10 protein-coding genes are annotated in these 12,189 nt (G+C 65.9%); 7 read left to right on the top strand and 3 right to left on the bottom strand.

All coding sequences use genetic code 11. The features are described 5' to 3' along the window. Positions 1-93 precede the first annotated feature (93 nt). From HLH45_RS09955 to grxC, 3 genes are all read right to left on the bottom strand, one after another. Positions 94-1,101 (bottom strand): isocitrate dehydrogenase, encoded by a 1,008-nt coding sequence (locus HLH45_RS09955; protein ID WP_008575004.1) that lies wholly within the window; start codon positions 1,099-1,101, stop codon positions 94-96. 226 nt (positions 1,102-1,327) lie between these two features. Then, complete coding sequence (locus tag HLH45_RS09950) at positions 1,328-1,723, bottom strand: carboxymuconolactone decarboxylase family protein (RefSeq protein WP_008575003.1); 396 nt, start codon at positions 1,721-1,723, stop codon at positions 1,328-1,330. After that, positions 1,720-2,028: a glutaredoxin 3 gene (grxC, locus tag HLH45_RS09945; protein ID WP_033478922.1), complete on the bottom strand. Its 309-nt coding sequence runs from the start codon at positions 2,026-2,028 to the stop codon at positions 1,720-1,722. Before grxC ends, HLH45_RS09950 begins: the two co-directional genes overlap by 4 nt. Positions 2,029-2,177: 149 nt before the next feature. Between grxC and HLH45_RS09940 the strand changes: the two genes are divergently transcribed. The 7 genes from HLH45_RS09940 to HLH45_RS09910 all read left to right on the top strand — a co-directional run bounded on the left by HLH45_RS09940 (position 2,178) and on the right by HLH45_RS09910 (position 11,888). Then, the gene (locus HLH45_RS09940) at positions 2,178-3,824 is read left to right on the top strand and encodes a M48 family metalloprotease (RefSeq protein ID WP_033837401.1); all 1,647 of its coding nucleotides are present in this window, start codon (positions 2,178-2,180) and stop codon (positions 3,822-3,824) included. 183 nt (positions 3,825-4,007) lie between these two features. After that, a complete protein-coding gene (gene phoB / locus HLH45_RS09935) occupies positions 4,008-4,697 on the top strand; it encodes a phosphate regulon transcriptional regulator PhoB (RefSeq protein WP_003483753.1) in 690 nt (229 codons plus the stop codon). A 73-nt stretch (positions 4,698-4,770) separates the two neighbouring features. Continuing rightward, complete coding sequence (gene phoR / locus HLH45_RS09930; protein ID WP_011346580.1) at positions 4,771-6,099, top strand: phosphate regulon sensor histidine kinase PhoR; 1,329 nt, start codon at positions 4,771-4,773, stop codon at positions 6,097-6,099. 112 nt (positions 6,100-6,211) lie between these two features. Next, positions 6,212-8,314, top strand: coding sequence for a polyphosphate kinase 1 (gene ppk1, locus HLH45_RS09925; protein ID WP_008571427.1), 2,103 nt, complete (start codon positions 6,212-6,214; stop codon positions 8,312-8,314). 177 nt (positions 8,315-8,491) lie between these two features. After that, positions 8,492-10,012: an exopolyphosphatase gene (ppx, locus tag HLH45_RS09920; RefSeq protein WP_008571425.1), complete on the top strand. Its 1,521-nt coding sequence runs from the start codon at positions 8,492-8,494 to the stop codon at positions 10,010-10,012. A 216-nt stretch (positions 10,013-10,228) separates the two neighbouring features. After that, positions 10,229-11,365 carry a glycosyltransferase family 4 protein gene (locus HLH45_RS09915; RefSeq protein WP_008571424.1) on the top strand — a complete coding sequence of 379 codons (1,137 nt, stop codon included), beginning with the start codon at positions 10,229-10,231 and terminating at the stop codon, positions 11,363-11,365. After that, positions 11,346-11,888 (top strand): phosphatase PAP2 family protein, encoded by a 543-nt coding sequence (locus HLH45_RS09910; RefSeq protein WP_008571423.1) that lies wholly within the window; start codon positions 11,346-11,348, stop codon positions 11,886-11,888. The genes HLH45_RS09915 and HLH45_RS09910 overlap by 20 nt, the downstream gene beginning before the upstream one ends. Positions 11,889-12,189: the final 301 nt, after the last annotated feature.

The following is a 12,189-nucleotide window of genomic DNA, read 5'->3' as shown; positions in this document are numbered from 1 at the left end:
GCGCTCGATGACCGAGGACGGCTCAGGAGGAATCCCGAGCAAACAGAAAGGGCGCCTAGGCGCCCTTTCTTTTTGTGCAATTTGCCAGTGCGCTCAGAGGCGGCTGGCGATGGCCTTGGCAAAGCCCATGGTGTTACCGGTGCCGCCCAGGTCGGGGGTCAGCGAATCCTTGGCTTCCAGGGTGGCGACGATGGCTTCGCGCAGGCGCTCGGCGTTCTGCGGCTGACCGATGTGGTCCAGCATCTGCGCTGCGCCCAGCAGCAGCGCGCACGGGTTGGCCTTGCCCTGCCCTGCGATATCCGGCGCAGAGCCGTGCACGGCTTCGAAGATCGCCGCGTCCAGACCGATGTTGGCACCCGGGGCCAGGCCCAGGCCGCCGACCAGACCGGCGCACAGGTCGGAGATGATGTCGCCGAACAGGTTGGTGGTCACGATGATGTCGAACTGCTCCGGACGCATCACCAGCTGCATGCAGGTGTTGTCGACGATCATTTCCTGGAATTCGATGTCCGGATATTGCGCGGCGACATCGCGTGCCACCTTCAGGAACAGGCCCGAGGTCGACTTGATGATGTTGGCCTTGTGCACGGCGGTGACCTTCTTGCGGCCGGTGCTCTTGGCCAGCTCGAAGGCGTAGCGCACGATGCGCTCGGAGCCCTTGCGGGTGATCCGGGTGCCGGAGAACGCGGTCTCGCCATCCTCGGACACGGTCTGGCCTTCGCTCAGGTACGCGCCTTCGGTGTTTTCGCGGACGGTGATCAGGTCCACGCCGTCGGCGAAACGCGACTTGGTGTTCGGGAACGACTTGGCCGGACGCACGTTGGCGTACAGGTCGAACTTGCGACGCATGGCGACGTTGATCGAGCTGAAACCCTCGCCGACCGGCGTGGTCAGCGGGCTTTTCAACGCCACCTTGTTCTTGCTGATCGACGCCAGAGTGGACTCGGGCAGCAGATCGCCATGCTTTTCCAGGGCGACCAGGCCGGCGTCGGCGTACTCGTAGGTCAGGCCAGCCTGCAGCGCGTCGAGCACGAACAGCGTGGCATCCATGATCTCCGGGCCGATGCCGTCGCCGCGGATGACCGTGATTGTCTGCGTCATAACGTTGGGTTTCCGAACTTGAAGGGGGGAGCGCCAGCCGCGATACCCGGCAGAGCGGCGCAAGGAGGTTTCACGGGCAATTATGCCCGATGCCGGTGAAGGCGCCCAAACCGACCTTGGTCTAAGGGTGCAGGCGCCCGAACGCAACGCGCCGCCTCGGTGGGCGGCGCGTGCGTTACTCGCTTTGACGAACCCTGATCGACACTTGCGTGCCGCAGCGACCCGTTCAGTCGTGTGCGTGCTGGGCCGGCGCCTGCGCACCGCCTTCGAGCTGGTCCAGGAAATCCACCGCGCGGCGAAGATGCGGGATGACAATGGAGCCGCCGACCACCAGGCCGACCGAGAAGGTTTCGAAGAACTCTTCCCGGGTCACGCCGGCTTCCTTGCACTGGGCCACGTGATAGCTGATGCAGTCGTCGCAGCGCAGCACCATCGAGGCGACCAGGCCGAGCAGTTCCTTGGTCTTCACGTCCAGCGCGCCGGCTTGGTAGGTCTGGGTGTCCAGCGCGAAGAACCGCCGCACCACCTGATTCGGCTCGGCCAGGATGCGCTGGTTCATGCGCTGGCGGAATTGCGTGAACTCGCGCAGGCGGTCGGCGCTGCCGTCGTCGGGACCACTCATGCCTGGCCGCCCGCGCTGCCGGCCAGCAGCGGCTCGAGCTTGCCGGCACGATGCATGGCCATCATGTCGTCGTAGCCGCCCACGTGGACGTCGCCGACGAAGATCTGCGGCACGCTGGTGCGCTTGGCCAGGGCGATCATCCTGTCGCGTTCGGCCGGGTCCAGGTCGATCCGCACCTCGGTCCAGGTCTTGCCCTTGCTCTTGAGGAAGTTCTTGGCCGCCACGCAATACGGGCAGATGGCAGAGGAATACAGGGTGATCTGCGGGCCGGAGGCCGCGTCCTGCTCGGTATGGTCTTGGCTCACGGGAAACTCCGTGGTTGGTGTGAGGTCTGACACATGGTACCGGGCGACTGGAATTTCCATGTCGTCACCGCAACACTGTGGGTTAACCGATGATTCACGCCTCTGCGCCGGGCTGCCCGCATGCTCCGCGCACCACCTGGGAGTTCCACTTGCGCCTGCTACCGCTCGCCACTGCCCTCACGCTGGCCGTCGCCATGGGCGTGGCACCTGCGCAGGAAAGCCGCCTGCCCGATATCGGTTCGTCGGCCGGCGAGTTGCTGACCCCGGCCCGCCAGGCCGAATACGGCCGGATGATGCTGGCCGAGTTGCGCAACTACGACTACGTGCTGGACGACCCGCTGATCACAGACTGGCTGCAGACCATGGGCACCCGGCTGGGCGCCAACAGCGACCAACCGCAGCAGCCGTTTACGTTTTTCATGCTGCGCGACCGCCAGATCAATGCATTCGCCACGCTGGGCGGCTACATCGCCGTCAATGCCGGGCTGGTGTTGACCGCCGAGCGCGAGGACGAAGTGGCGGCGGTGCTGTCGCACGAAATCGCCCACGTCACCCAGCAGCACGTGCTACGTGGAGTGGAGCGAGCGCAGCGCGACCAGATTCCGATCCTGCTCGGCATGCTGGCGGCGGTGGTGGCAGCGCAGCAGGCCGGGGGCAACTCCAAGGGCGACGCCACCATGGCCACCATCACCAGCGCGATGGGGCTGATGCAGCAGCGCCAGATCGACTACACCCGCTCCAACGAATCCGAAGCCGACCGGCTGGGCATCCGCACGTTGGCGCGCAGCGGCTACGACGTGGATGCGATGGCCGGCTTCTTCGAGCGCATGTCGGTGGCGATGCGCGCCAACGAGGGCGGCTACAGCGCGCCGGATTTCCTGCAGACCCATCCGGTGACCGTCACCCGCATCAGCGAGGCCAAGTCGCGCGCCGAACAGATGAAGAAGAACACCGTGGTGCTGACCACCTCGGTGCCGGGCGGGACGCGCCAGGAGCGCGTAGACCCGGCCGACCCGTCGCTGTCGGAGCCGCTCAGTCGCAATGGCAACGCGCTGCTCCCTTACGCGCTGCGGTTGCCGGTGGATGCGCTCAGCCGCGGCGGCGACCAGCAGGGTTTCGATTGGGCCAAGGAACGCCTGCGCGTGCTCAGCGCAGCCACGCCGGATGCGGCCATTCGCGAGTACGAAAACCTGCGCCGCAGCGCCAAACAAGGCTTGAGCGATCCGCAGCGCTATGGCCTGGCGCTGGCGCGGCTGCGCAACAGCGGCGGGCGGCCGGGCGAGCCGGTAGCCGAGCTGACCAGCCTGCTCGAGGCGCATCCGGACAATGTGTGGCTGGCGCTGGGCCTGAGCGAGGCGCAGGCGCGCGTGGGCCCGCGCGAGGCGGCCAATGCCCGCTTCGATGCGTTGCTCAAGCAATTGCCGAACAACCGCGCGGTTGCGCTGACCTATGCCACTGCGCTCAACGAGCAGGCCAGCAAGGAATCCGGCCAGCGCGCGCGCCAGGTGCTGGAACCGTTGTTGCACCGGAGCAGCGACGACCCATTGCTGCAACAGAGCTACGCGCGGGCCTGCGAGCTGTCCGGCGACCCATTGCGCGCCAGCGAAGCGTATGCGGAGGCGGCGTTTTTGAACGGCCGCGCCGAACAGGCCCTGATCCAGCTGGAAGCACTGAAGAAGAAAGATCTCGACTATGTGACACGGGCGCGCGTGGATGCGCGCATCGCCGCGATCACCCCAACCGTGCTGGAGTTGCGTCGCCAGGGGATCCGCGACCCGGATTTGTCCACGCGCTGATCGCCGATGCATTGCCGGCCTGTTCACGACGGCACGGTATCGCGCGGCCGCCGGCCGGTAACGGAACTGCCCAGTCCGCTTCACGCCCCTGTTTCGCCACGCAGGCGCCGCCGGCGATGTCACATTAGAGTCACAAAACCGTAGTCTACTGGCGATCAACCAAAGCCAGACGGTAAGCCCCGCGTGCAGAAACGCATTCTGATCGTCGATGACGAACCCGCGATCCGCGACATGGTGGCGTTCGCGCTGCGCAAAGGCGAGTTCGAGCCCATCCATGCCGGCGATGCCCGCGAGGCGCAGACCGCCATCGCCGACCGCGTGCCGGACCTGATCCTGCTGGACTGGATGTTGCCGGGCACCAGCGGGCTGGACCTGGCAAGGCGCTGGCGCAAGGAGCAGCTGACCCGCGAGATTCCGATCATCATGCTCACCGCGCGCGGCGAAGAAAACGACCGCGTGGGCGGCCTGGAAGCCGGCGTCGACGATTACGTGGTCAAGCCGTTCTCGGCACGCGAGCTGCTGGCGCGCATCCGCGCGGTGATGCGGCGCACCCGCGAAGACGACGAAGACGGTAGCGTGGCGGTCGGCAAGCTGCGCATCGACGGCGCCGCGCACCGGGTGTTCGCCGGCGATGCGCCGGTGCCGATCGGCCCGACCGAATATCGTCTGCTGCACTTTTTCATGACACACCCCGAGCGCGTGTATACACGCACCCAGCTGCTGGACCATGTCTGGGGTGGCAGCGTGTATGTGGAAGAGCGCACCATCGACGTGCATATCCGCCGCCTGCGCAAGACGCTGGAACCGTTCGGGCTGGAAAACATGGTGCAGACCGTGCGCGGCTCGGGCTATCGTTTTTCCTCGGCGACCTGACGTGCCGCAAAGCCGCCCTGGCCGCAGTCCGGCCGGGTGGCTGCCTACCTGACGCTTCGTGGTAACGCCTTCCATGCCTCAACACATCCGTTCCGCCTGGCTCAAGACGCTCGGCACCCTCGCGCTGTTGTTGGGCGCTGCCGTCGTCGTCGGCGTGCTGATCGGACATGTGTGGATGGCGCTGACGCTCACCGCCCTGGGCGTGCTGGCCTGGCATTACTGGCGGCTGCGCCAGGTGCTGCGGCGGCTGACTGCACGCCAGCGTGCCGAGCCTGCGGCCGGAATCGGGGCCTGGAACGAACTGGACCGGCTGCTGTATCGCAGCCAGGACGAAATGCGCGCGCGCAAGCGGCGCCTGATCGAAATGTTGCGCACCTACCGCGCCGCAGCGCAGGCGCTGCCGGATGCAGTGGTGGTCGTGGATCGCAACAGCCAGCGCGTGCAGTGGTTCAACAAGGCGGCCGGCGGTTTGCTCGGCCTGCACCATCCCGGCGACATGGGCGTGTCGATCGTGGAGCGGCTGCAGCCGTTGCCGCTGGCGCATTGGCTGGCGGCCGGGCGCAACGCCGAGCCGATGCTGGATGCCGCCTCGCCGGCAGACCCGGATCTGCGCCTGAATCTGCGCCTGATCCCCTACTCCGACGACTACTGGCTGCTGGTGGCGCGCGATGTCAGCAAGCTGCTGCGGCTGGAACAGGTGCGCCGCGATTTCGTGGCCAACGTCTCGCATGAACTGCGTACCCCGCTGACGGTGGTGCACGGTTATCTGGACATGCTCGACCCGGAAGACTTCCCCGATTCGGGTCCGATGCTGGCGGAAATGCGCAAGCAATCCCAGCGCATGGCGCAGCTGGTCGAAGACCTGCTGACGCTGTCGCGGCTGGAATCGCAGGAAGAACTCGGCGAAGAACACGTGGCGATGGCGCCGATGCTGTCGACCTTGCGCCGCGAGGCCGAGGCGCACAGCCAGGGCCGCCACACCGTGGAGGTGATCGACGAGGCCGGCGTGGATCTGCTCGGCTCCAACAAGGAGCTGCACAGTGCGTTTTCCAACCTGGTGACCAATGCGGTGCGCTACACGCCCGGCGGCGGCACGGTGACGATCCGTTTCGTGCGCGAAGGCGATGGTGCGGCGCTGGCCGTGCGCGACACCGGCTATGGCATTCCCGCCTCGCACCTGCCGCGCATCACCGAACGCTTCTACCGGGTGTCCAGCAGCCGCTCGCGCGAGAGCGGCGGCACCGGGCTGGGGCTGTCGATCGTCAAGCACATCCTGGGGCTGCATCAGGCGCGCCTGGACATCGAAAGCGAAGTGGGACGCGGCAGCGAATTCTCGTGTCATTTCGTGCCTGCGCGCGTCGTGCAGCGCGAGCAATCGGTGCCACTGTCACGCTCGGCGTGATATGTAGTCAGTGCGCGCCGCAGCGCGCTGCGATGGACGCGCCTGCCACGCGCCGCATTGCCTGCGTTGCGCGCCCCAGGCAATTACACAACCCGTCTTGACGATCGATTCCATGGGCCACGCCAAAGAACTGCACGACATCACACCCGGCGACGACATCGCCACCGATCCGTTGCGTGATCCGGCGCTGTACATCAACCGCGAGCTGTCGCAACTGGACTTCAACTTCCGGGTGCTGGCGCAGGCGCTCGACGAGCAGGTGCCATTGCTGGAACGGCTGCGCTTCCTGTGCATCTCGTGCACCAACCTGGACGAGTTCTTCGAAATCCGTGCGGCCACCGTGCGGCACGCACAGGAGTTCGGGCTGCCGCCGGCACCGGACGGGCTGAGCCCGACCGCCATCCTCAACGCCGTGCACGATCGCGCCGCCAAATTGGTCGAGCAGCAATACCACGCGTGGAACGAGGTGCTGCGGCCGGCGATGGAAGACGCAGGCGTTGCCGTACTCAGCCGCTCGGCATGGACGGCGCGGCAGAAACGCTGGCTGCGTGCGTATTTCCGCAACGAGATCATGCCGGTGCTGTCGCCGCTGGGCCTGGACCCGGCGCACCCGTTCCCGAAGATCCTCAACAAGACCTTGAACATCGTGGTGGTGCTGGAAGGCCAGGACGCGTTCGGTCGCGCCGGGCATCTGGCCATCGTGCGCGCACCACGTTCGCTGCCGCGCATCATCCAGCTGCCGGCCAGCCTGTCGCCGGAGGGCACGCAGAGCTTCGTGTTCCTGTCGTCGGTGTTGTCCGAATTCGTCGACGAGCTGTTCCCGGGCATGCAGGTGATGGGCTCATACCAGTTCCGCGTCACCCGCAATTCCGAACTGGTGGTGGACGAGGAAGAAGTCGAAAACCTGGCACTGGCGCTGCGCGATGAACTGGTCACGCGCGGCTACCGTCCGGCGGTGCGGCTGGAGATCGCGCACGATTGCCCGGCGCCGATCCTGCGCACCTTGTTGCAGAATTTCGGCCTGAACGAGAACGCGGTGTACCGCATCACCGGGCCGGTCAACCTGAGCCGCGTCACCCAGGTCTATGACCTGGTGCAGCGCCCCGAACTCAAGTATCCCTCGTTCAATCCGCGCACCTTGCGCGACAGCGAGGGCATCTTCGAGATCGTCAAAAAAGGCGATGTGTTGCTGCATCACCCCTTCGATGCGTTTACCGCGGTGCTGGATGTCATCCGCCAGGCCGCGGTCGACCCGAACGTGCTGGCGATCAAGCAGACGCTGTACCGCACCGGCAAGGATTCGTTGATTGTCGATGCGCTGATTCTGGCCGCGCGCAACGGCAAGGACGTCACGGTGGTGGTGGAGTTGCGTGCGCGCTTCGATGAAGAAGCCAACCTGGGCCTGGCCGACAAGCTGCAGGAAGCCGGCGTGCAGGTGGTCTACGGCGTGGTCGGCTTCAAGACCCACGCCAAGATGCTGCTGATCGTGCGCCGCGAGGGCCGCAAGCTCAAACGCTACGTGCACCTGGGCACCGGCAATTACCACAGCGGCACCGCGCGCCTGTATACCGACATCAGCCTGATCACCGCCGATGCCGAGATCGGCAACGACGTGCACATGCTGTTCCAGCAGTTGTCCGGACTTGCGCCGCGCATGAAGCTGGACCAGTTGCTGCAGTCGCCGTTTACGCTGCATGCGGGCGTATTGAAGCGAATCGATCGCGAGACACGGCTGGCCCGCAAGGGTCGTCCGGGCCGCATCATCGCCAAGATGAACGCCCTCAACGAACCGCAGGTGGTGCGTGCGTTGTACATGGCCTCGCAGGCAGGGGTGCAGATCGATCTGATCGTGCGCGGGGCCTGCACGCTGCGCCCCGGGGTGCCAGGCGTGTCCGACAACATCCGCGTGCGTTCGATCGTGGGCCGCTTTCTGGAACATAGCCGCGTGTACTGGTTCGGCAACGACGGGGCCGCCGAGTTGTACTGCGCCAGTGCCGACTGGCTGGAACGCAATCTGCTGCGGCGGGTGGAGACCTGCTTCCCGATCCTGGAACCGGACCTGGCCAAGCGCATCTACCGCGAAGTGCTGCAGAACTATCTGGACGACAACGTCAGCGCCTGGGAGCTGGACGCCGAGGGCGTGTACCACAAGCGCACGCCCGCCCCGGGCGAGCCGGCGCATTCGGCGCAGATGACCTTGCTCGAGCGGATCTGAGCGCGCACTGCCGCACGCCAGGTGCAAGCCGCTTGCGCAGGCATGCGGCATGCCCATCACGGCGATTGACCGCCCGCTTGCCGCGCTTGCGAATGCAGATCTGGTGCGCCTGCCGCTGGGCGCACGCATGGCCTCTCACGTGGCCAACAGCCCATCGGCTACCATGCGGCCATGCCAATGCCCTCCCCCACGATTCCGCCCCTGCGCGATGGCGATTTTCTTGCCGCCATCGACCTAGGCTCCAACAGTTTCCACATGGTCATTGCGCGCTACCTGATGGGTCAGCTGCGCGTCGTCGATCGCCTGCGCGAGACCGTGCGCATGGCCGATGGCCTGGATGGCAAAGGTGGGCTCTCCAATGAAGCGCGACAGCGCGCACTGGAATGCCTGGCGCGGTTCGGCCAGCGCATTCGCGACGTGCCTTCGCTGCGCGTGCGTGCGCTGGCGACCAACACGGTGCGTCAGCTGCGTTCGCCACAGGCGTTTTTGATGCCGGCCGAAACCGCGCTGGGCCATGCGATCGAAGTGGTCAGCGGGCGCGAGGAAGCGCGCCTGATCTATCTTGGTGTTGCGCATGCGCAACCGCCCAAGCCCGACCAACGCCGGCTGGTGATCGACATCGGCGGCGGCTCGACCGAGTTCATCATCGGCCGCGGGTTTCAGACACTGGAACGCGAAAGTCTGCAGGCCGGATGCATTGCCAGCACGCGGCGGTTTTTCCCCGGCGGCAAATTATCCAAGAAGAAATGGAAGGACGCGCTGACCGAGATCGGCGCCGAGTTCCAGCAATTTGCCGGCCAGTACAAGGCACTGGGCTGGCACGAGGCGATCGGCTCGTCCGGCACGCACAAGGCCATCGGCGAGATGTGCGCTGCGATGAAGCTGACCAAGGGCGCGATCACGGCGCAGGCATTGCCGGCGCTGCGCGATGAGTTGCTCAAGGCCAAGCGCATCGAAGACATCCAGCTGCCCGGCCTGGCGGCCGAACGGCGGCCGATCATCGCCGGTGGCATCCTGGTGCTGGAGGCTGCGTTCCAGGCGCTGGGGCTGGAGAAACTGATGGTCAGCAAGGCGGCGATGCGCGAAGGCATCCTGTACGACATGCTTGGCCGCGGCGGCGAGAACGACCCGCGCGACAGTTCGGTGACCTCGCTGATGCAGCGCTACGGCATCGACGAAGTGCAGGCGCAGCGCGTGGAAGCGACCGCCTGCCGCCTGTTCGACCAGGTCTGCGAATCCTGGCAACTGGATGGCGACGATGCGCAGGTGCTGCGCCGCGCCGCGCGCCTGCACGAGCTGGGGCTGATCATCGCGCACAGCCAGTACCACGTGCACGGCAGCTACATCCTGGAACATTCGGATATCGCGGGTTTTTCGCGACAGGAACAGCAGGTGCTGGCGGCGCTGGTACGCACGCACCGGCGCAATGTGCCCAAGACGGCCTTCGATGCGCTGCCCGACCGCCTGCTGCTGCCAACCCGACGCAAGGCTGCGCTGCTGCGACTGGCGGTGTTGCTGCACCGCGCGCATGAGTCCGACCCGATTCCGACCCTGGAACTCACCGCCGACGACACCCGGCTGTCGTTGATCCTGTCGCAAAGCTGGATCGACTCGCGCCCGCTGCTGCGCGCCGACCTGATCGGCGAAGTCGACAGCATGGCCGGGCTGGGAATTGCGTTCAAACCGTTTGTGACCTGAGGCCTGCGGCCTCAGGCGGGAATCGGGAATAGACCACCACGGGGCTCTTAGAAGTTTCTGACTGGTGTCGATGGCGCCGAACCGGTGCAGCACGCTGCCTTTGCGATTCCCGATTCCCGATTCTCCATTCCCGTCACAGCTGTCACCGCCACGTCTTACTAGCGCAACATCAATGCCATCGCACTCCCGGAAGCTAGTCAAAACGGGAGAACGGGCATGCGCTACGCGATCGTTACCGAAACCTATCCCCCCGAGGTCAACGGTGTTGCGTTGACCGTGCATGGTCTGGAAACCGGTCTGCGCACGCGCGGACACCAGGTGGATGTGGTGCGGCCACGCCAGAGCGCCGATACCGCCCCGACCGATGCGCTGCTGGTGCGTGGCGCCTCGTTGCCGCGCTACCCGGGATTGAAATTCGGCCTGCCGGCGACGCAACGCCTCGTCCGTCATTGGCGCAGCACGCAGCCGGACGCGATCTATGTGGCCACGGAAGGCCCCCTGGGCTGGTCGGCAATGCGCGCAGCCCGCCGGCTCGGCATTCCGGTCGCCACCGGCTTCCACACCCGCTTCGACGAATACCTGCCCGACTACGGCGCTGCCTGGCTGCAGGGCACCGCGTTGCGCTGGATGCGGCGCTTCCACAACCAGGCCGATGCCACCCTGGTGCCCACGCGCGAGCTGCAGCAGTTCCTGCGCAACGATGGCTTTGAGCGTGTGCAATTGCTGGCGCGGGCAGTGGATAGCCAGCAATTCGATCCGAGCCGTCGCGATTGCGCATTGCGCGCCGATTGGGGCATCGAAGGCGAAGGCTTTGCCGCCATCTATGTGGGGCGCATCGCCAGCGAAAAGAATCTGCCGTTGGCCGTACGCGCCTTTCGCAAACTGCAGCAGATCCGCCCGAAGGCACGCTTCGTCTGGGTGGGCGATGGCCCGGCGCGCGAGAAGCTTGCGCACGACAATCCGGACTTCATCTTCTGCGGCGTCCAGCGTGGCGATGCATTGGCCCGTCACTTCGCCAGCGGCGATCTGTTCCTGTTTCCCAGCCGCAGCGAAACCTTCGGCAACGTGACGCTGGAAGCGATGGCCAGCGGCGTGGCGACGGTCGCTTTCGATTACGGCGCGGCCCGCGAATATCTGCGCAACGGCCATACCGGCGCGGCGGTGGACACCGACGAGGCCTTTATCCAGGCCGCCGTCGCGCTCACCGAAGACGACGCCCTGCGCCAGCGCATGGGCACGGCGGCGGCGCAGGCGATGAAAAAATTGCATCCGGACAATGTGGTCTGCGACTTCGAAGCCTTGTTGCTGGGGATCAGCGCTGCACGGGGGCGTTATGTCGTCAACGCGGCTTGAGGTCTTGCGCGGTCACGAAGCGCGCTGGTGCCGACGCGCCAATCTGTGGTGCCGACGCCACCCGGTACGGCGCGTCTTCGCCACTATCAGCCGCCTGGGCGACGGCGTGTTCTGGTACGCCTTGATGGGGTTGCTGGTGGTGCTCGACGGCATGGACGGTGTACGTGCATCGGCGCACATGGCTGCCACCGGCGTGCTTGCATTGACGCTCTACAAGGCGCTCAAACGCTGGACCCGGCGTCCGCGGCCATATGCGGCGGACGTGCGTATTCGCGCATGGGTGGCACCGCTGGACGAGTTCAGCTTTCCCTCCGGCCATACCTTGCACGCGGTGTCCTTCAGCATCGTGGCGCTGGCCTATTACCCCTGGCTGGCCCCCTTGCTGGTGCCGTTTTCGGCCGGCGTGGCGCTCTCGCGGGTGGTGCTGGGGCTGCATTATCCCAGCGACGTGCTGGCCGCCACGCTGATCGGCGTGCTGCTGGCCAGCCTGTCGCTGTGGGGCTTGCCGGTGGTGTTGGGATAAGCGCTAGGGGTTGCGTGATGGCGGCTCGCTGACAGGTAAGCGTAACGGCAAACGGACAGGTACCAAGACGCTGCCCAGTCAGCAACAAGGCCTCTTCGCCTCATCTTTCTCCCTTCGGGACATTGTCCTCCTTTATGGGGGAGAACGGCCGATGAGGGTACGTGCGAAGCCTCATGCACTCGCCGTCGATGGGTGTTTTCGCTAAAGCCGAAAAGAGCCCCAGCGCAGCAATTGCGACTCCAGCGCGTGGCTTCGCCCCGTACCCTCCCCCCCCCCCACCCCTCTCCCGCAGGGAGAGGGG

Origin of the sequence: Xanthomonas euvesicatoria (assembly GCF_013112235.1) — a bacterium.
Classification (GTDB): Bacteria; Pseudomonadota; Gammaproteobacteria; order Xanthomonadales; family Xanthomonadaceae; genus Xanthomonas; species Xanthomonas euvesicatoria.
This window is presented reverse-complemented; position numbering and strand designations above follow the sequence as displayed.